The organism is Alkalihalophilus pseudofirmus OF4 (genome assembly GCF_000005825.2).
Taxonomy (GTDB): Bacteria; Bacillota; Bacilli; order Bacillales; family Bacillaceae_D; genus Alkalihalophilus; species Alkalihalophilus pseudofirmus.
In genome coordinates, this window is record NC_013791.2 from 1,006,032 (window position 1) to 1,025,818 (window position 19,787).

23 protein-coding genes are annotated in these 19,787 nt (G+C 38.7%); 12 read left to right on the forward strand and 11 right to left on the reverse strand.

Annotation, left to right across the window (positions count from 1 at the left end; genetic code table 11):
- Window positions 1-32: 32 nt before the first annotated feature.
- Complete coding sequence (locus tag BPOF4_RS04990; RefSeq protein ID WP_012957988.1) at window positions 33-245, reverse strand: YrzA family protein; 213 nt, start codon at window positions 243-245, stop codon at window positions 33-35.
- 164 nt (window positions 246-409) lie between these two features.
- On the opposite strand from BPOF4_RS04990, the gene mtnN reads away from it, so the two are divergent.
- Both mtnN and BPOF4_RS05000 read left to right on the forward strand, forming a co-directional pair.
- Window positions 410-1,105, forward strand: a complete 696-nt coding sequence (gene mtnN / locus BPOF4_RS04995; protein ID WP_012957989.1) for a 5'-methylthioadenosine/S-adenosylhomocysteine nucleosidase — start codon at window positions 410-412, stop codon at window positions 1,103-1,105.
- A gap of 82 nt (window positions 1,106-1,187) precedes the next feature.
- Window positions 1,188-1,424, forward strand: coding sequence for a YrhC family protein (locus BPOF4_RS05000; RefSeq protein WP_012957990.1), 237 nt, complete (start codon window positions 1,188-1,190; stop codon window positions 1,422-1,424).
- A gap of 316 nt (window positions 1,425-1,740) precedes the next feature.
- Here the strand turns inward: BPOF4_RS05000 and BPOF4_RS05005 are convergent, their stop codons facing one another.
- From BPOF4_RS05005 to BPOF4_RS05015, 3 genes are all read right to left on the reverse strand, one after another.
- On the reverse strand, window positions 1,741-2,313 hold the full coding sequence (locus BPOF4_RS05005; RefSeq protein WP_012957991.1) for a hypothetical protein: 573 nt from the start codon (window positions 2,311-2,313) through the stop codon (window positions 1,741-1,743).
- A 92-nt stretch (window positions 2,314-2,405) separates the two neighbouring features.
- Window positions 2,406-4,055, reverse strand: coding sequence for a sodium:solute symporter family transporter (locus BPOF4_RS05010; protein WP_012957992.1), 1,650 nt, complete (start codon window positions 4,053-4,055; stop codon window positions 2,406-2,408).
- The gene (locus tag BPOF4_RS05015; protein ID WP_022626711.1) at window positions 4,056-4,331 is read right to left on the reverse strand and encodes a hypothetical protein; all 276 of its coding nucleotides are present in this window, start codon (window positions 4,329-4,331) and stop codon (window positions 4,056-4,058) included. It abuts the gene before it with no gap.
- 235 nt (window positions 4,332-4,566) lie between these two features.
- On the opposite strand from BPOF4_RS05015, the gene BPOF4_RS05020 reads away from it, so the two are divergent.
- Window positions 4,567-6,057, forward strand: a complete 1,491-nt coding sequence (locus tag BPOF4_RS05020; protein ID WP_012957994.1) for an MDR family MFS transporter — start codon at window positions 4,567-4,569, stop codon at window positions 6,055-6,057.
- Between the two features lie 25 nt (window positions 6,058-6,082).
- On the opposite strand, the gene BPOF4_RS05025 is transcribed toward BPOF4_RS05020, so the two are convergent.
- On the reverse strand, window positions 6,083-6,706 hold the full coding sequence (locus BPOF4_RS05025; protein WP_012957995.1) for an NUDIX hydrolase: 624 nt from the start codon (window positions 6,704-6,706) through the stop codon (window positions 6,083-6,085).
- A gap of 153 nt (window positions 6,707-6,859) precedes the next feature.
- Between BPOF4_RS05025 and BPOF4_RS05030 the strand changes: the two genes are divergently transcribed.
- Window positions 6,860-7,297: a MarR family winged helix-turn-helix transcriptional regulator gene (locus tag BPOF4_RS05030; protein ID WP_012957996.1), complete on the forward strand. Its 438-nt coding sequence runs from the start codon at window positions 6,860-6,862 to the stop codon at window positions 7,295-7,297.
- Between the two features lie 255 nt (window positions 7,298-7,552).
- On the opposite strand, the gene BPOF4_RS05035 is transcribed toward BPOF4_RS05030, so the two are convergent.
- Window positions 7,553-8,542, reverse strand: a complete 990-nt coding sequence (locus BPOF4_RS05035) for a lipoate--protein ligase (protein ID WP_012957997.1) — start codon at window positions 8,540-8,542, stop codon at window positions 7,553-7,555.
- Window positions 8,543-8,722: 180 nt separating this feature from the next.
- Between BPOF4_RS05035 and BPOF4_RS05040 the strand changes: the two genes are divergently transcribed.
- The 3 genes from BPOF4_RS05040 to BPOF4_RS05050 all read left to right on the forward strand — a co-directional run bounded on the left by BPOF4_RS05040 (window position 8,723) and on the right by BPOF4_RS05050 (window position 10,585).
- A complete protein-coding gene (locus tag BPOF4_RS05040) occupies window positions 8,723-9,433 on the forward strand; it encodes a DUF4397 domain-containing protein (RefSeq protein ID WP_012957998.1) in 711 nt (236 codons plus the stop codon).
- Between the two features lie 43 nt (window positions 9,434-9,476).
- Window positions 9,477-10,001, forward strand: a complete 525-nt coding sequence (locus BPOF4_RS05045; RefSeq protein ID WP_158305554.1) for a class F sortase — start codon at window positions 9,477-9,479, stop codon at window positions 9,999-10,001.
- A gap of 98 nt (window positions 10,002-10,099) precedes the next feature.
- Window positions 10,100-10,585 (forward strand): GNAT family N-acetyltransferase, encoded by a 486-nt coding sequence (locus tag BPOF4_RS05050; protein ID WP_012958000.1) that lies wholly within the window; start codon window positions 10,100-10,102, stop codon window positions 10,583-10,585.
- Window positions 10,586-10,588: 3 nt separating this feature from the next.
- On the opposite strand, the gene BPOF4_RS21130 is transcribed toward BPOF4_RS05050, so the two are convergent.
- A complete protein-coding gene (locus BPOF4_RS21130) occupies window positions 10,589-11,233 on the reverse strand; it encodes a phosphatase PAP2 family protein (RefSeq protein WP_012958001.1) in 645 nt (214 codons plus the stop codon).
- A gap of 142 nt (window positions 11,234-11,375) precedes the next feature.
- Between BPOF4_RS21130 and BPOF4_RS05060 the strand changes: the two genes are divergently transcribed.
- Together BPOF4_RS05060 and BPOF4_RS05065 are read left to right on the forward strand one after the other, a co-directional pair.
- The gene (locus BPOF4_RS05060) at window positions 11,376-12,395 is read left to right on the forward strand and encodes an STAS domain-containing protein (protein WP_012958002.1); all 1,020 of its coding nucleotides are present in this window, start codon (window positions 11,376-11,378) and stop codon (window positions 12,393-12,395) included.
- Between the two features lie 131 nt (window positions 12,396-12,526).
- On the forward strand, window positions 12,527-12,886 hold the full coding sequence (locus BPOF4_RS05065; RefSeq protein ID WP_012958003.1) for a nuclear transport factor 2 family protein: 360 nt from the start codon (window positions 12,527-12,529) through the stop codon (window positions 12,884-12,886).
- 61 nt (window positions 12,887-12,947) lie between these two features.
- Here the strand turns inward: BPOF4_RS05065 and BPOF4_RS05070 are convergent, their stop codons facing one another.
- Together BPOF4_RS05070 and BPOF4_RS21135 are read right to left on the reverse strand one after the other, a co-directional pair.
- On the reverse strand, window positions 12,948-14,189 hold the full coding sequence (locus BPOF4_RS05070) for an MFS transporter (protein ID WP_012958004.1): 1,242 nt from the start codon (window positions 14,187-14,189) through the stop codon (window positions 12,948-12,950).
- Window positions 14,190-14,242: 53 nt separating this feature from the next.
- Window positions 14,243-15,376 (reverse strand): winged helix-turn-helix domain-containing protein, encoded by a 1,134-nt coding sequence (locus BPOF4_RS21135; RefSeq protein WP_012958005.1) that lies wholly within the window; start codon window positions 15,374-15,376, stop codon window positions 14,243-14,245.
- Window positions 15,377-15,587: 211 nt separating this feature from the next.
- Between BPOF4_RS21135 and BPOF4_RS05080 the strand changes: the two genes are divergently transcribed.
- The 3 genes from BPOF4_RS05080 to BPOF4_RS05090 all read left to right on the forward strand — a co-directional run bounded on the left by BPOF4_RS05080 (window position 15,588) and on the right by BPOF4_RS05090 (window position 17,914).
- Window positions 15,588-16,730 (forward strand): M20 family metallopeptidase, encoded by a 1,143-nt coding sequence (locus BPOF4_RS05080; RefSeq protein ID WP_012958006.1) that lies wholly within the window; start codon window positions 15,588-15,590, stop codon window positions 16,728-16,730.
- A 138-nt stretch (window positions 16,731-16,868) separates the two neighbouring features.
- On the forward strand, window positions 16,869-17,378 hold the full coding sequence (locus BPOF4_RS05085; protein ID WP_012958007.1) for a YtxH domain-containing protein: 510 nt from the start codon (window positions 16,869-16,871) through the stop codon (window positions 17,376-17,378).
- 146 nt (window positions 17,379-17,524) lie between these two features.
- Window positions 17,525-17,914, forward strand: a complete 390-nt coding sequence (locus tag BPOF4_RS05090; RefSeq protein ID WP_012958008.1) for a DUF302 domain-containing protein — start codon at window positions 17,525-17,527, stop codon at window positions 17,912-17,914.
- 77 nt (window positions 17,915-17,991) lie between these two features.
- Here BPOF4_RS05090 and BPOF4_RS05095 read toward each other — a convergent pair whose 3' ends face one another.
- Both BPOF4_RS05095 and BPOF4_RS05100 read right to left on the reverse strand, forming a co-directional pair.
- On the reverse strand, window positions 17,992-19,098 hold the full coding sequence (locus tag BPOF4_RS05095; protein WP_012958009.1) for a sensor histidine kinase: 1,107 nt from the start codon (window positions 19,096-19,098) through the stop codon (window positions 17,992-17,994).
- Window positions 19,088-19,768 carry a response regulator transcription factor gene (locus BPOF4_RS05100; RefSeq protein ID WP_012958010.1) on the reverse strand — a complete coding sequence of 227 codons (681 nt, stop codon included), beginning with the start codon at window positions 19,766-19,768 and terminating at the stop codon, window positions 19,088-19,090. The genes BPOF4_RS05095 and BPOF4_RS05100 overlap by 11 nt, the downstream gene beginning before the upstream one ends.
- Between the last annotated feature and the right edge of the window lie 19 nt (window positions 19,769-19,787).

Here is a 19,787-nt window from a genome sequence, read left to right on the forward strand (position 1 = left end):
CTGAGATGGCTTTATTTTATAGTTGGAACAATTTATAGTTGCTTTGCTTTAAAATGAACCACCGCTGTATAGATAGGCTGCCCTGTTTTAAAATGTGGGTACACATGATGATTTACTTGTGCTACTTCTAGTAATAATGCTTTATTCACATCAATTTTCTCATTAATACGCTGTTCAAGTTCTTTGAAGCTGGTTGCTTCAAAGCATTCAACTTTATCTTCAATTCGTTCTAATTGGATACTCAATGTCACCACTCCTAGTAAGGTGTTATCTTTTTCGGTTTTATCTATTTGAAATAACTTATCTGTTTTAAATCATAGCAAATTCGTTTTCAAAAGAAAATAAGTGAATTCATGAGTTCTGCTGTGTATACTAGGAAGAGATTGTTTGAGTGAAAGGAATGAAGGAAATGAGAATTGGAATTATCGGTGCAATGGATGAAGAGGTTGAATTATTAAAAAGCAAACTCGGAAATAGAGAAGATAAAACGATTGCTGGATGTGAATTTCACCACGGTACTTTACAAGGAGTCGATGTGGTACTGCTTAAATCGGGTATTGGGAAAGTAAATGCTGCAGTCGGCACAACACTTTTAATTGAATTATACAAACCAGATCGTATTATTAATACAGGTTCAGCTGGCGGTTTTAAAGAAGGCTTAAACGTAGGGGATGTCGTTATTTCAACGGAAGTGCGTTACAACGATGTAGATGCAACGGTATTTGGTTATGAATTTGGGCAAGTACCGCAAATGCCTGCCTTCTATGATCCGAATGACGAGTTAATTTCTATTGCTGACAAGGCAGCTGCAAAAGTAGGGGTAAACACTGTAAAAGGATTGATTGTCTCTGGGGATTCCTTTATGAGTGATCATGCACGTGTACTTGAATTAAAAGAGATTTTCCCTGCTGCTCAATGTGCAGAAATGGAAGCTGGCGCCATTGCGCAAGTGTGTCACCAATTTAAGGTGCCGTTTGTTATTATCCGTTCATTATCTGACATTGCTGGCAGTGATGCAAAAGTATCTTATGAGAAGTTTTTAGAAACAGCATCTGTAAATTCAGCAAATCAAGTCATTTTAATGGTTGAAGCATTAGCGGAATAAGTTACCTATAGTGGCGGACATTGCATCATCATATCCTCTCTAAACATGATATCATAAGTGATAGAGTAGGAGGGGACGTATTATGACAGAGAAGAAGATGCAAGAGTTAAAAGATAAAGTAGCTGATTATAAGCGCTTTGGTTTTATCCTGCTGTCGTTAAGTGCCTTTTTGTTTATTGGATTAATTATTCCGGCTGATGGACAAGCTGTCTCGCTGCCTAGCGGATTTATTGTAGGAGTCTTTCTTACAATGGGGTTAGCAGTGGTTTGTCACCGTTTAGCGATGAATGCACAAAAACAAATGTATGAAGATGAATAATATTATGCGCTTCGGCAGACGAGGCGCATTTTTTGTTTTGGATATATGAATAGAGTTGGACTGAGCAGTCGGTTGACGTAATCACTGCTCACTCTGACGTAAATGTTAAGAGCAAAGACGCAATTTTCTCTTGAAGCAACGAAATCACAGCCAATAGGCTCAATTATGCTAGACAACTATACAATAGTATCTAGCATAGGCGCATTAATACTAATCATCAGCTCAATAACCACCTGAAAAGACACAATCACACTATTACCAACCTCAGCACCCACAAAAACCGCCAAGCAGTTTACACTCGCTTGGCGGTTTGCTTTTAAGATGCAGGTGGAATAACTAAATAATAGATACAAGCAAAAAAGATAAAAATTGCTAGTACAGATCCATATGATCGGAATCCTCTAAAGCTTTGAGTTGCTTCCATCGCGCGAACTCCGAGTACATACATCCAAGCAATTCCTGCTGCAAGCAACGCGAGATGAATAGCAGAGATCGGGTAACCAGCTTGCATGCCGATCAGCGTAGGCATCGCTAGAAAGCTCGGTACTAAGATAATAATAGAAAGACGGTATTGAACACGAAGCAATCCAGCTCCGCCAAAGCCGCGAGCCCCTGCCCAAAGGAGTAGAGTAAAAGCAAATCGAGTTAAAATAATGGTTATAATTCCAAAGATAATAAAGATTACAGGAACAACAAAGTCACGAAGCAGGGGTGATTCAAAACTGCTGACATAGGCGTTGTTTGCTTGAACAGAAAACAGCCCATACGCTGCACCTAGCAGAACAACAAGCAGCATTCCGATGCGGTTCGTTTTAGGTGATTCAGCAAGCGTGCGAAAGGCTTCTCGATCTAGTAAAATCGCTTTAATAAGTAGAGTAAATCGATTCATATGGATAACTCCTATCTCTTTAGCTATGTATATGTAAGCAGCAGTGTACACTATGTACACTGCTACTATTCACTTGAAATGTCAAGTGATTCTTATAGATTCCAAGGCATGATGGCCCAAACTGCTACTCCGATACAGATGATGCTGATAATGGCAGCACCGAAACGGCTGTTGTAGCGTGCTGGGTTAACGTCTGTCCAGCCATGGATGCGCTCTACCAGCTTGTGATCTTCAGCTGTAGAAAGTTTTGATTGCAGTGAAGGCATGCGGTTTGTAATGTATGAAACAACAATTAGAAGCAAGAAGCTTAATGGTACGGCCAGCATAGCACCAGAAATCCCCATACCATCTGTTAATCCATGACCACTGATTACAATAGATGGGAAGACGAAAGGTGAAACAACAACGTATAGACCACCTGCTACTACTGATGCAGCTATGGCGCCAAAGCGGTTTGCTTCCTTCCACCATACACCCATCAAAATTAACGGAGCATTTGTTACACCGGCTAAACCGAAAGCCCATAAAATACTTACTACCAGAAAGTCAGGAGGATTAATAGCAAGCAGGACACTTGCAACCCCGCCCCCAGCAATCGAGAAGTAACCAAGCTTTACTTTCATACTGTTTGTTAAATTTGGCTTTAGCGTCGTTACGATATCTTGTGAAATAAGAGCACCAATTGCAAGGAGGTTTCCACTTAAAGTTGATAGACCGGCACTGATTGCACCAGCAATAACTAGAGCAGTTACCCACTCTGGGTTGTACACTAAGTTTAAGATAATCGTTAATTTATCTGCATCAGCTTGAGAGATTGCAACACCTTCTGTTTGTGTATAGAATACACCTGCAAATCCCATTGCATAAGTTGCAGAGAAAACAAGACCTAGTACTAGCGCAAACCATACCATCGCTTGACGAGCACTTTTAAGACTTGATGCCGTATAAATACGCATTGCTAAGTGAGGAAGCCCAAGAGCTCCAATTGTAAATGCCGGAATCAAAGCAAAGTACCATTTAGAAGAATACTGATAATCAAAGAATGTAGGCATAGCCTCAAGCATAGCAGGTACCATATCCGCATATAGAAGCGGAGGGAAATACCAGCCAGTTCCGCCCATTGCTTTCATGATCGCTCCAAGAGGAACGATAAACATTAACGCAATAATGACCATTTGGATCGCTGCGTTATTTGTCGCACCAGACATACCGCCAATTGTTACATACCCAACAATTAATAGACCGCCGATAATAAGGCCTGTCATATACGGGATACCAAGCAGCGTTTCAAATGTTACGGCGATACCGATCATTTGACCAAGTGCATACATGATAGATACTAAAATCATAAATAGAGCCGCAATAATAGATGCACTAACCCCGTAACGCTCCCGTACGAAGTGAGTTGGTGAGAATGCGCCCATACGACGTAGACTCGTACCATAGATAATTGTAATTAAAGGAATAGCTAAAATCATTTGAATCCACAGTAAGATAAATGGGGCTTGCAAATTTAAGATAAGACCAGTAACACCAAGGAATGTAGCAAGACTCATGTAGGTCGAAGCCATCGCTAGTCCATTAGTAATTGGACCAACACCGCCGCCAGCGGCATATAAATCTTCTACAGATTTACTCGCACGGTTTGAAACCCAGCCTACGATGTAGAATAAAGCGAATGTAGCGACTACAAAAATAATACCAATAACGGGATTCGATAATTGCCATAGTTGATCTTCCATTTAGCTAGCTCCCTTCTCAGATGATTGAGCAGATTGATTTTGAGCATTTTCATCTTCAATTGCTTGGTCAATGTGATTTCCCATTTTACCAGCGATGATCGTTAGAATGAGTACGCCAAACCAACCGACCAGTATGGGAACGATGTACATAATCGGAAACCCAAATAACATTCCATCAACAGGGAAAAGAGAGAAGATTAAACCCATATGACCAGACACTAGAAAAAGGGCTGACATGATAATCGTAAACCAAACTTCTTTTTTGTAAGCACTCATACTGACACCTCTTTTCGTATAATTGATAACGCTTTCAATCGAAATAAGACTGAACGCTCGCTCAGTTAAATTGACAGCTGAGCATTTGTTCAAATTATATGTACGTCACCCCCTGGCCACTAATTAAATATTCACTTCCTTGTCAATCTATACTAAAATTACATCATGTTTGACTGAATGTAAAGACAAAATATTGAGAAAATTAAAACGAGATAAATAAAAGGGGTAAATTTATGTGAGTAAGCGTAAAACAAAGCGTCCAATTGTGTTAACAGCAGTTATTTTGGCCATGTTTATGGCGGCTGTGGAAGCGACAATTGTTGCTACAGCGATGCCTCAAATTGTTGCTGATCTAGGAGGTTTTTCATTATTCAGCTGGGTCTTTTCATCCTACCTATTAATGCAGGTAGTAATGATCCCTGTATATGGAAAACTTTCTGATATGTATGGACGGAAAATTATTTTTGCTATTGGGATATCTATATTTTTAATCGGATCGATCCTATGCGGATTTTCTGCAACGATGGAGATGCTAATCATCAGCAGGTTTATTCAAGGACTGGGCGCAGGGGCTGTGCAGCCAATAGCTACAACGATTGTGGGCGATATGTACACGAAAGAAGAACGTGCGAATATCCAAGGGTACTTAGCGAGTGTATGGGGGATATCTGCGATTATGGGTCCTGTACTCGGTGCTGTATTTATTGAATATCTACATTGGGCTTGGATTTTTTGGGTCAACATCCCTTTTGGAATCATTGCATTAATTGGGGTAACTCTTTTCTTGCATGAGGATATTAAGTCCGCTGAATCGATGAAAAAGAATAGGCAATCCATTGATTATAAGGGAGCACTTCTTTTACTTTTGGCCATTACACCTTTTATGCTCGTCTTAATACAAGGAAATGTGTGGGGATTCACTTCACCTCTGGTAATGAGCTTACTTGCTTGCTCGTTTATTTGTCTTGTCTTGTTCATCAAAGTGGAACGCAGAGAGGCTAATCCAATGATGACGTTGTCTTTATGGGAGAATCAGCACATTCGCAACGCAAATATTGCCTCCTTTACGGCAGGAGCGATCTTGCTGGCTGTTTCAACCTTTTTACCTACCTATGTGCAAGGTGTCATGAATCAGCCTCCAATTATTGCTGGACTTGCGTTGACAGCGATATCGATTGGGTGGCCGATCTCATCTACTATTGCTGGAAAAATGATGCTCAAAAAAGGCTTCCGTACGACAGCCTTGATTGGTGGATGTGCATTAGTAACAGGCGGGTTATTCTATATGCTGCTGCCTGTTATTAACCATCCGCTATGGGCTGGAGCAGGTTCCTTTGTTATTGGAGTTGGAATGGGTTTTTCTACAACGACTTTTATAGTGTCGATTCAATCATCAGTTGACTGGAATGTCCGAGGAGAAGCGACATCTATGAATATGTTTATGAGGCTTCTTGGAGGAGCTGTAGGAGTTGCTTTTTTAGGAGGTCTCTTGAATAGACGTCTTGAAAACGAGCTTAAAAACAGTCAAGAGTATTTATCATTTGAGCCGACCATTGATGCTGTCAATCACTTGCTCGAGGCAGGTCAGAGGGAAGAATTACGTTCAGTAGAGCTAGAGGCACTGCAGCTAGGCTTAACAAACAGTCTAGGAATTGTTTTTACGACCATTTTTATATTAGCTGTGACTAGTTTCTTCTTTATATTACGGTTGCCGAAAGATTCATAAACAAGTAGGAAGCCAACATGATCTGTCATGTTGGCTTTGTTAAGGTTAAGAAGTGATTAAGGACTCTGGCGGTTAGTCCCCAAATTACGTACTCATCATAAAAATAAAACAGTTCCTGGACCGATTGGGTTCGACCGTTATAAGTTTTCTTGTTTGGAATGAGGTGAAAGGGAAAATTATCTGCAGGTTCAAACGTGATCCCCATTTCATACATTTTTGGCTTAGTCTCATACAAGTAACTAAGCGGTGCTGTAAATGTAGAAGCCACCTCATCCTTGTTAGGGTGCAGTTGAGTTATATCATTGATTTTACCTACAAAGGGGTAGATTACTCCTCGGAAAGGGGTAACTAAATAATCTAGTGGAGCAATTAATTCCACCTGATTTTCTGGAATTCCTAATTCCTCGCTTAGCTCTCTAATCGCAGCAGCTGCAGCGCTGTTATCACTTTGATCAATTCGGCCGCCAGGAAAGCAAATCTCACCAGGTTGACTCCTTAAATGCTCGGATCGAACTTCAAATAATACAGAAAGTTCTCCATCTACTTCAACAAGAGGCAGAAGAATAGCGGAATGTTTAGCAGTCTGTTGTCCAAGTACACCTGGTTGGCGGTCTTTAATCGTTGAAATAATAGTTGAGATATCCGGCAAAGAGATCCTTCCTTTCACACATAATTATGGTTATCCTATACGCTTTTTTAACTATAGTATAGCATATGAGCATCTACGATTGATTGTTGCAAAGAAGAGGGGGGTCTTGTACACTTAGTACATATCTTAAAATTAAGATAAAGGGGATTAACTATGACTAAAGCAAATGATGATCTTTCGTTGAAGTTATTTGTGGTCTTATCTCGAGCTCATAGTGCTGTGATGACAGAGGTTGAAAAGGATATTCGAAGTTACGGTTTGAATCCAACTGAGTTTGCCGTAATAGAATTGCTTTACCATAAAGGCGATCAGCCGCTTCAAAAGATTGGTGAAAAGATACTTATTTCAAGTGGAAGTATCACTTATGTAGTAGATAAACTCGAAAAAAAACAACTGTTACTAAGGCGTCCATGTCCGAAAGATCGCCGTATTACGTATGCGACATTAACAGATGAAGGGAAACAATGGATGGATGAACGTTTTCATGTGCATAAGGAACGAATTGCACATATCTTATCTGGTTTAAATAAAGATGAAACAGAAGAAGCGATTCAATTGCTGAAAAAGTTAGGATTACATGCTTCAAGTTAAGGGGTCGATTCTCAGATATTGATGAATTCAAGACTCAATTATTTAGAGCGAAATAATGCTAAAAAATCTGTTAGATGATATGACAAGAACTCTGTATTTTAATGAAATGTGAGGTAAGATGAATTCAGGAAAGGTCATTGACCTAGCTTCCAACATGTTCTCTCTACTCTCCCCATTGTTAGCGGTTCACTTGATGTGAACCGCCCTTTTTTTGATTAAATTAAATCAGACTTCATTTCCTAGGGAATATGAATCTTAGTAAATAAAAGCAATAAATTCTTCTTTATCAAGGCTGCCAAAGTAAGGTTTAATATCTACACCGTCTAATGCTTCACGCAATGCATCCCCTTCATGCTTGACGCCTATTAGTTTAGATTCAAGCTCGCTTACATCGCCCACACCAAAGAAATCTCCGTATATTTTGCATGCTTCAATTCGACCTTTACGCACATTCAAGCGAACATCTATTGAGCCAACCGGAAACCGCTTCGTTCGTTTTAAGTCGAAGGCCGGAGATTTCCCGTAATTCCAGTCCCAATTTTTATACCTAGATTCTGAAATGCGATTAATTTCTTCCCAATCTGTTTCTGTTAAATGATATTCAGGGATTTCGTCGTCAGCTTCAAAGATATACTGTAATAATACTTTTTTGAACTGATCAACTGTTAATGGCTGATCTAGAAATTCATTAATGTTTGCTACCCTGCTGCGTATTGATTTAATCCCTTTTGAGCGGATCTTTTCATCTTTTACATTAAGCGCTGAAACGACATGTTCAATTTCTGAGTGAAGCATTAATGTACCGTGGCTGAACATTCTTCCTTTAGTAGAAAATTGAGCATTTCCAGATATTTTACGCTCACCCACATGTATATCGTTGCGGCCGCTAAGTTCTGCCTCCACTCCAAGCTTCTTTAAAGCAGAGACAACAGGCTCTGTGAACTTTTTAAAATTGTGAAAAGATTCACCATCATCTTTAGTAATAAAGCTGAAGTTTAGATTTCCTAAATCATGATAAACAGCCCCTCCGCCAGAAAGTCTGCGAACCACATGGATGTCCTTTTCCTTTACGTAGTCAAGATTGATTTCTTCTATCGTATTTTGGTTTTTACCAATGATGATTGAAGGCTCATTTACATAAAACAAAAGATAGGAGTGTTCTGGATCTAAATTCTTTAAAGCATATTCTTCAATCGCTAAATTGATTCTCGGGTTAGTAATATTGTTATTATCTATAAATTTCATCATTTTGCATTACGTCCTTTCTTGATATATTCCATCTTCAGTATAGTGATTGTTTTAATAGTCGTCTAATGGGAGTGTTCCTTACCACTTTTTTCATACGTTTTGACTCTTCTTTTATGAATAGTAAGGATTGTCGATTGGAAAGATATGCATGCACCTATAAAAAAGGAGATGAGTTAGATGAAAAAATTACTTAGTTTAGTATTGCTTTTTATGCTATTCCTAACCTTTACAGGAACCGGTTTTGCTGAGGAAATGGCAATGGTTCGAGTACTCCATGCAACACCTGATGCTCCAGGAGTAGATGTTTTTGTAAATGAGGAGCTTGTAGTAGAAAATATAGAATTTAAAGATGCCAGTGACTACTTGCAGCTGCCTGCTGGTTCTCATAAAGTAGAGATCTATGCTGCAGGTGATACAACTTCTGCAATCATTAGCGAACAATTAGCTGTAAGCGGAGGAGAAGCATATACTGTGTCAGCAATCGGTCAGTTAGAGTCTATTCGCTTAACAACGATGCTAGATGAGCAAGAAGTATCAGAAGGCAATACGAAGATCCGTGTGGCTCATTTTTCACCTGATGCTCCAGCTGTTGATATCGCAACAGATACAGGAGATATTTTATTCCCAAATGCAGCTTTTTCCGCAGTGACAGACTATTTAGAGCTGCCGGCAGGAGAATATAACCTTGAAATTCGTGCAGCTGGGACGGCTGATGTCGTTGAAGAACTAACTAATCTTGAGTTGAAAGAAGGAATGATCTATACAGCTGTAGCAACCGGGCTTTTAAATGCTGAGCCTGAATTTGATGTGATTTTATTAACTGATGCTACGCCAACTCCAGAAGACATGCCGAAGACAGGACTAGGCGGAGCATCAGACATTCGCTAAGATGAAAATTTGGCTCACATCTTTTTCAGTTTTTATTCTTATCATGCTAGGATGTCAGCCGTCCCAATCAAATGCTGCAGAAAGTTTAACAGGATCAAAACCAGAGTTTATCAAAATTCCTGCATTGGATATTCAAGCTGAAATTGCGCCATTCGGTTTAAGGAATTATGAGCAGATTCCGCCTGATGGAGAAAAAGTATTCTGGTATGAGGACGGGGTGAATCCAGGAGGACCAGGAAATGCTGTGTTAGCAGGTCATTTCGATGATTATGTAGGTCCAGCGGTGTTTTATCACCTTCATGAGTTAAAAACAGGGGACTATATTTATATTGTCACTGAGAATGATTATATACTGACATATCAAGTGGAAGATGTAGAGACATATAAGAGAGCAGAAGCACCTGTGAAATCAATTTTTCATGGTAGTGGGAAATCAAAGCTCAACCTTGTCACATGTTCAGGTTATTATAGTAAAAAAGAAAAAACTCACTCTCATCGTACTGTTGTTACAGCTGCATTAAAAGGAAAGTCTTATCCCTACCAACCTATAACCGAGCCTCCTTTATAAAAGGCTCGGTTTATTTGGATTTAAACGTTCTCAACGGTAGTTGGATAACCATGCAAAGCGTATAATAAATGGTAAGTAACGTGATTGGAGAGGATGAAATGAACATAAGACATTTAGCAGAAGCTGATTATGATCGGGTCATTTCAGTCATTGATGAATGGTGGGGCGGCCGTATGATGAGTGATATGCTGCAACGCTTATTTTTTATTCATTTTCAAGAAACGAGCTTTGTCATTGAAGAGAAACATAAGATTATAGGGTTTTTAGTGGGATTTCCTTCCCAGACTGACCCTAATATAGGATATATCCATTTTGTAGGGATTCACCCGAAAGCGAGGAAAGAAGGTCATGCACGCATACTGTATGAGGCTTTCTTTGAAAAAATAAAAGAGCTTGGGTGCGATAACGTACTTTGCGTTACTTCACCCGTAAATAAAGGATCCATTGCTTTTCATAAACGGATGGGATTTACCATTAAACCAGGCACCAAGGTAGTAAATGGTATTTCTATTTATGAAAATTATGATGGGCCTGGTAAAGACCGAATTATTTTCACAAAATCACTCGACGAAAAAAGAACCTAAGCTCTAACTTGGAGCTTGGGTTCTTGAATATTTCCGGACAAGGCCTGGAACAACTCGTATACAAATTATAAACCATAGGATAGAAATACTGATAGCCGCGATAATATCACTCGGATAATGGGCTTCTAAGATCATTCTGCTCAATGCGACAACAGATATGCAGAAAACAGCAATGGCATAACTCATCAAACGGATCGCACGTTTTGTGATAAAGAGGTAACTAATATATATAATAAAAGCAAATAGTAAAAAGGTTCTCATCGTATGACCGCTTGGGAAGCTGTAGGAAGCTAGCTCAAAAGACTGCCCAAACACTTCTAAATAACGAATCTCACCAGGCCGCTCCCGCTGAAATAATAACTTTAATCCTAGGTTCAAAAAGAGTCCGCCAAAAACAATAACTCCGAGCATGAGGGCATAAAGTTTTTCTCTTTTAAAATATAAAAACCCCATTAAGACAAGGGTAAGTATAATCATTACTTCTCCAGAACCAAGTTTAGTTAGAAAAGACATAGGCTCTTGTAATGATGAAGGAATAAGCTGATTCATCCAATCAAGCAGCAGCTTATCAAATTCATTAGAATCAATAAAAAACACCATACTAAGAAAAACAGAAATCGTAAGAATATAAATTACATTTATTTTCATTGCTTCCTCCTGCTATATATATTACTCATAAATTAGAATTCTACCATTTTACACAACATGTGACTAGTGTCTATTCTCAGGTGATGTATAATAAAGTTAAAAGGTTGGAAATTTAATTTAAGAGAAGGAGGACGTTACAAAAATGGAAGCACCAAAAGTAAATGTGAGCGGCTTAGAATTTGGGTGGGATGTAGAAAAGGGCCAATTTCTCTTTGAAGGGGAAGATGCTGTACTTTTTTGGATCTCTTCTGCAATGAAAACGTTTTTTGATACGATTGAAGAGGTGTCAGGAGAAGAAGCTACAAGTGTTGTGTTGGAAACGACTGGATACAGGCAAGGGACTGTAGTTGGTGATTATTTTGAGAGGCTGCATGTTAGCGAAAAAGAGTTTGCTGAAACTCTTACGCGTACATATGCTTCTGCAGGCTGGGGAAAAGCAGTAATTGATCTATTTGATACAGATCAAAAAAAGGTCATTATTCGATTAAGAGATGATTGGGAGTATAAGATTAATATTGCACAAGGAAAGAGTAAAGCCGGCAGCTTTCTTCCAGCTCATTATGCTGGGATCTTCACTGGGTTATTTGGTACAAATATTTGGTATAGAATCCTTCAAAGCCAAGTCGAGGGCAAAGAGGAAACCGTAGTTGAGTATTTCCCCTCTGAAATAACCGTTACAGAAAATATACATAAATTAATTCGAAGCCGTGAACAACAAGAAATTATGCAGCTTGAGGCCATGGTTGAAGATAAAACACAAGAACTGAAGGCTCTTATCAGAACGTTATCTTCCCCGATGATTCCGGTAATGGATGGGGTAGTAGTGGTACCACTGCTTGGTATGTATGATAAAGAGCGTACAGATGAACTCATCGAGAAAACGCTGCACAATCTTCCTAAGCATAAAGCAACCTTCTTAATTCTCGATTTCACGGGACTCGATTCAGATATTGCCTCAGTCTCAGCTGATTTAATTGAGAAACTTGTATCAGCTACTTCATTAATAGGAGCTAAAACGATCCTAGTAGGAATTAAAGCTGAATTAAGCCTTGCGATTACAAAGGAAGATATCGACTTATCTAACTATGATTGTTTTCAGACATTAGAACATGGTATTTACTACGCGCTCGCTGAAAAAGGCCGGAAAATTATTTCAATATAAACGAAGAGAAGCATTTAATTTTCTAATTGAAAATTAAATGCTTTTTCTATAAAGAGAATTTCCTTATCCTGCAAGGGAATCATGGCCTTAATGGCGAATAAGATAAGTAATAAAATAGACGGAGGTGTGAGATGAATAGTATCCAAACATTAAAACAAACTATTCTTCTTTTAGAAGAAAAGCTGCTTCAATCGCACACAAGAACGTCACCTGAACAATTAGAAGAACTCTTAGCTGATGATTTTTTGGAATTTGCAAGCTCCGGACAAGTATGGGTTAGAGATGACTGCTTAGGAGAAGGAGGAGTCGGTGTAGTCAGCATGAAGATTTATGATTTTGAGATCAGGCAGCTGGCACCCGAAGTGATTCTTGCTACTTATCGGGTATTTGATGAGCACAGGGTAAGTAACACAATACGAAGTTCTATATGGAAAAAAGAGAATGGTAACTGGAAAATGTCCTTTCATCAAGGAACTTATACAAAGTCATAATCAAATCCTATGTTAGGAAAAAATGCATCTCCTTATCTGATCAAGGAGATGCATTTTTTTCTTAGATCGAAGGATGTCTCGTTACTTCAACACGCTCCTGGTTCTCTCTTTTGTGAGTAAGAAGCAGGGCGCTTCCAATTAATAAGAGTAAGATTCCAGACCCTTTTAATACAGTGTAGATAGAAAACAATTCAACAAGAAGTGCTCCGATCAATGGCGCCACTAGAATGCTTACATTGATAATCGCATGATATAGGCTTGAAACACGTGCAATCGTGTCACCCGTTGTTTCTTTTTGAATAACAGTTTGGGCGACAAACATTTGCAGTCCAATGCCGATTCCTAAAATAATAGACATGAGTAAAGGCACTGACAGTGGAAAGCCGCTTGTTAAAAAGCTCGCACTAATAAACACAATCGCTAAACAGGAAAAGCTTGTCATTAGTAACTTAGCGGGGTAAAGCATTTTTCTTTGTTTAGACATCAGTCCATAAATAAAAATGGATCCGATACCGACAAACGACATAATCCAGCCCATTAACTCAGGATGTTCTGGCGCGATCAATCTAAATAAAACAGGGAATTGCACATCAACCATTTGTAGAGCGAAAAAGCCTAAAAAAGAATACCCAAAACAGATTAAGAGAGTGTTTGTTTGTAGGATAATCCTCAAACCTTCCTGTAAGTCCTCCAAAAATGGCTGTTTCTCTCTTATTCGAGGATGTGAGAAATTAGTTTTTTCTTTAGCAGCACTCAGTAATATGAGACTCGAAAAAAGCAGTGAAACCCCGTTTATGAACAGACATAGAAGAGGTGAGTAGATAGCTGCAAGCGTAGCTCCAATAACCGGACCTATAATTCTTGCAGCCTGGGCTGATATCCCGTTTAAACTTACTGCACGAAGCACAAGGGTCTCTGGAACAATATGTTTGATGATGGCTTGTTCAGCAGGGAAATGAACGGTTGCGATCGTAGAACGCAGCATTAAAACAGTTAAAAAGAGCCATGTGTTTGTGATAAATAATAGTGAGAAGGTAAAAAGAGCGGTCAGGATATCTGCTGCAAGCATCACTTTTACCTTATTTCGATGTTCTATAAATACCCCGGCAAAAGGACTAATAATCACTTGAGGAAGGGCGATTGCGACGGCAATAAATGCGAGCATGATTGGGCGCTCTTGCCACACATAAGCAAACAATAAGAAGATGGCGACACGGTCAAAGTAAATGCCAAACATTGAGATACTATAAGACGCGAACACTTTCATAAATAATTTATTTTTAAATAGTGGTTGTAAAGACATGGTAAGATACCTCCCTTATGGCTTCATCATAGAGGAGGTATGTCAGAGGAATATCAGAGGTGACGATGAAATATAGATTTAATTTCACTTTTAAGTTTCTCTATTTGATGTGGTTCAAAAAATGCTGTGGAAGTGTTTGTAACAAGAAGCTGAAGCGCTTCATCTGTACATTCCTTCTCAAGGAAAAATCTCATAATGGCAATGGCTAAGCCCATATGTGAATTGAATTGAGAATGCTCTACAATTTCAATTCCTTCTTCAATCAAAGCTAGACCAGATCTCTTTTTTGTTTCAATTATTTCTTTAATGCCTGTGACAATGAGAAAAACCCCTTTTTCACGTAGGTAAGGTTTTTCTGTAAAGAAAACTTTTAACAATGCCTTTTCCTCGTTTATTTCCCTTTGATCAGACATGCATATCGCATACATTAGCTTTGTTATTCTAAAAAATGGATAGAAGCCATCATTTGACGAAGTTATTTTTCCTTCTGTAAAAACTATTGCCTTAAGCGCTTTATCAAAATTCCGGCTAAGTAAGAGAAATAGAATTTTGCTTAATGTATCAAATTCAGGCTGCTGCAAAGGGGTGAAAAGCTGCTTTGTGTACACTTGATTAAAGTATTCACAAGCAGGCTTTGCCCCTTCTAGTAAGAGATAGACCCATAATAAAAATAATGATTTCTCTTTAAATGAAATGGATGAATCATAGATGATTGAACGATAATCTCCAGCCATAAACGCTAACGGCATTCGTAGGCTAGATGGAGGCTCAATACCGAATGCTGGATTATTTAATAATGACTTGATAGCCTGACCGTTACCGTACAAATGGTAGGTATATAATAAAGATTCGCTTATCTCTTCAAATTGAGGATCTTCTATTTTTAGCGTTTTTTCTTTAGAGGAGCCCTTAATTAAACAATATCCTTGTCCTCTGATGGTATTTATCTTAATCCCGGATTTAAGAGTGCCAAGCTTTTTTCTTACCCTGTAAATATGATCATCCACCGTCCGGTCTGTTGGGGTGCCCTCCCCCCAAACCGCATCTAATAGCTTGTCGCGGCTGAAGACTTGGTTCGGGTGACGATACAAAAAATGTAATAAATCAAACTCTTTTGGGAGCAAAGTCAATTGTTGATTAGCAAATTCAATACTATAGGTAGAAAGCTGAAACGAAAGGGTGTCCATATCCTCACCTCGGAAGTCAGTCTTCTTTTATCGTAATCGAAGTGCATAAGGAAATAAATAGAAAAATAATTCCTCTAGGTATTAATGGATTTCTTATTATTTCACTTTCCCACTTGATAAAAGGGCTCACATCAACGAAAATATAAGGAATAGACAGCATATACTAGAATAGGAAAGTAAATGTGTAGGAGAAGAAAGAAGGTACGTTAGCATGATCGAGGTTCATTCAAAAGAAAGCGAGATGCTTCAATTACTTGAGAAACTTGTTAATATTGATAGTGGTTCGAATAATAAAGCAGGTGTTGATAAAGTCGGGGAGATTGTCGGACAAAAATTTAAGGAGTTAGGATTTAAGGTCAATGTGGTTCCTAATATTGAGGTTGGCAATCATTTAGTGATCCAACACCCAGATGCAAGTCACATTGATATCTTGATTGTCGCTCATATGGATACAGTATTTGAAGATGGTACGGCTAAGGTTCGTCCTTTCAGTATAGATCAAGAAAAGGGACGCGCGTATGGGCCAGGAGTCATTGACATGAAAGCAAGTCTCGTGTCCGTTCTTTATGCCTTACAAGCGTTAAAAGATGAAGGGGATGCTGCCTATCAGAATGTTCGAATCGTCTTAAATAGTGATGAAGAGATTGGCTCCAGGTCTTCAAGAGGCTTAATTGAAGAGCAAGCGAGAGGTATATCTTATGCTCTTATCATGGAACCTGCGAGAAAAGATGGATCTCTTGTGACGGAGCGGCGTGGCAGCGGCCGATACAAAATCGAAGTACAAGGGCTTGCTGCTCATTCAGGTATAGAACCGGAAAAGGGCAGAAGTGCAATAGAAGAACTTGCTCACAAAATAGTGAAGCTGCACGAACTGAATGATCATGAACATGGGATCTCAGTCAATGTTGGAATCATAGAGGGAGGCAATGCGGTTAATACGATTTCTTCCTCTGCAATAGGACATGTTGATGTCCGTGTGGCAACACCTGAACAGGCAAGCGAGATGGAGCATAAGATTGAAGAAGTATGTGCTTCTACTGATGTGCGGGGCACAAAAATTGAAGTAACAGGTGATATCAGCAGACCGCCGATGTTAAAAAATGAAAAGATTGCTCATCTGTTTCAAATTGTACAAGAAGTTGGACGCGAGCTTGGGATGGCAATAAAAGATACAAAAACAGGCGGTGGATCAGATGCATCGTTCACTGCTGCGATGGGAATTCCTACAATTGACGGCTTAGGACCAATTGGCGGAGGCGCACATAGCGAGGATGAGTATTTAGAGATTGCTTCTCTTACTGAGCGCACAAGACTATTATCCAAAATTATCCAACGACTTCATGTATATAAATAAATTAAATAATGTGAGTTGAGAACCTTCCAATTATTGGTTGGTTCTCTTTTTATGTTTAGAGAAAAGAAATGAGGGTATTTTTTTAGTAACAAATCATTCTAATATTAAAATTTTTAAATTTAATAGGAGGTTCAACCAATGGCACAAGCTAAAATTAGTCATACCACGTATGCACAAGCACCATCTACGAAGAACGAGAAAAGCGGAAGTCTAATGAAAGGAATTGTAATCGGGGCAGCAGTAGGAGCTGCTGTCGCAATGTTAGATCCTAAGACGAGAAATCGTGTGACGACCGCTACAAGCGATATGAAAGATCAGACAATGGATATGGTAACAAAAGTAAGAGAGAATCCAGAAGAAGTGAAGACAGATGTCCAAGCAAGAGTTCAATCTGCTTCTGCTGTATTAAAGGAGGCCATTAACGAGGCTAAAGATTTATATGAGCGAGTGAATGGCGATATCTTAGAGCAAGTGAAAGATGTGAAAGAAGATTCAATGGATATTGTGAATCAGGCACAGGGCCTAAAAGAAGATGTAGTGGATATTGGAAACAAAGTGGCTGAAGCGAAAGATGAAGTGAGTTCTAATTCCACGAAGTCGAAAACAAACAATAACATCCCAGGAGAAGTAGGCAAGGATGATATCTAGATAGGAATATAAAGTGAAGCGAAATGCTTCACTTTTTTATTCTGAAAAATGTAACGAACTTTACTTAGATGTTTAAGTAGAGGATAATAAGGTTATGGATAGTTATAGGGGTATATAAGCTTTTTACCTAAAGGAGGCGTATAGGGATGTTTCATGTAACAGTTAAATCACCACATTCAATTAATGAGACAGTAGAGAAGTTAACAGCTAACTTAAAAGAACAAGAATTTGGAGTTCTTTGGGATTTTGACCTTCGTGGAAAACTAGAAGAGAAAGGCCAAACATTTGAAGAAGATTTTCGTGTGCTTGAAGTGTGTAATCCTAAAGTGGCTAAAGACGTACTCACAAGAAATTTACTAGCAGGATATTTTCTTCCTTGTAAAATGGTTGTTTATGTTGAAGGTGGCGTAACGAAAATTGGAATGCCTAAACCCACTCACTTAATTTCTGCCTTGGATGATTCAGAATTAACCAGTCACGCAGAAGCTGTAGAAGAAAGTTTAACGATTGCCATGAATCAAACGGTTAACGGATAAGCGAATGATAAAACGACGAAGCTCATTGAGCTCGTCGTTTTTTTGAGGTGAATCAATCTAAAAATCTGGGCAGCCTCTTAGTGATTTAGTGGAAGGTGAAGAAAGAACGTATGATGGTTGTTTGTCGATTCGATGAATACTTCTCCTTTGTGCTGGGTGACTACAATTTCTTTAACAATCGCTAACCCAAGTCCTGTCCCACCTGTCTTTTGGTTTCTAGCTGTATCTACTCGATAAAATCGTTCAAATAAAGAGACTTGGTCTTTTTCTGTTAATGGAAGTCCGGGATTAGTGATAGAGATTTGATAATAACCTCCGCACTTCTCTCCTTTAACAGAAATAGGGGAGGTCCCTTCATAATATTGAATAGCATTTTGCATCAAGTTGGTCAGGGCTTGTTGAATTCCCTCTTTATTTATGGAAACTGTGCATGGGTCAATCTCAGTCAAAAGAGAGATCTTTTTATTTTTTAATGTGAGTTCAAACAAAGAAAGACTCTCGTGCAAAACAGATTGAATCTCTAAGTTGTATTTCTCAAGTAAGGTATGACTTGTGATTTCATTCCACTTACTCATCTCTTGCAGCTGATTAATCATATGAATCAGACGGTCTGACTCTTTATGCAAGGAAGAAAAAATATCTTTATCCCCCTTAATCACTCCGTCTTTCATCGCTTCAAGGTATCCGTTAATATTCGAAAGCGGTGTTCGTAAATCATGAGCCATATTTGTTAACATTTGATCTCTTGACTTTTCATTGTATTTTAGACGTTCTGTAAGGTCGTTAAAGGTATGAGTCAGTTGATTAATTTCACGATACGAGCGCGCCCTAATTTCAGGAGGAAAGCGTCCTTCTTTTAAAGCTTGTGTGTGCTCTATAAGTTCATGAAAAGGTTTAAACATTTTCTTTGTTACCCAATAATGGAGCACAATTCCTGTCAGGATGGTAGAAGGAAGCAGTATGAATAAAAATAAAGCCAGTTGATCATTAAAGATCATTTGTTTTTCCTCTTGGACAGTGGGTAGACGAGCGACTAAAAAGCAAGCTGTAGAATAAATAAGATAGCTGCTAATCAAGAGAAAAATGATCAAAATACCTGAATTTAATAACGTGATAGGAATAATGATGCTTAGTGAATGTTTGGCCCTGTCTTTCTTAGCTTTAATTAGCTTCTTAAGGAACAAATTGATACCCCATTCCTCTTACAGTCACAATTCGTTGAGGCTTTTTCGGTTCCGTTTCTATCTTTTCTCTTAGCTTTTTAATATGTGCATCAATTGTTCGGTCTAGGATATCGGCTTCATCATCAGGGTGAATTTGTTTTATGAGCTGTTCACGTGATAAAACTATGTTTGGATTTTCCATGAAATAATACAATAAATTAAATTCGTATTTGGTTAAAGGTACAAGCTCCCCATTTAGCAGAACCTCGCCTTTTCTAGGTTTAATGACTAACCCTTCATGACTTATTTTTTGGCAGAATTGTCCTCCTCTTCTAAGCACAGCTTCAATTCTTGCCATTAATTCATTTGGGCTGAATGGTTTTGTGACATAATCATCTGCGCCCATTTTAAGCCCTGAGATTTTATGGTCACTGCTCGTTTTAGCAGTAACCATGATAATGGAAACTTCATTCCTTTCTTGAGCTCGAATCCATTGACATACTTCTTCACCGCTTATTTTCGGCAGCATTAAATCTAGGATGACTAAGCAAGGTGAATACTTCAGAAATTGTTCCTTAGCCGTTTCTCCGTCTGCAGCCAAAATAACGTCATATCCTTCTTTTTTTAAATAAATATCAATCAGGTCACGAATCATATCATCGTCTTCAACGACTAAAACGAGTTGTTTCATTGATTACCACCTTCATTCT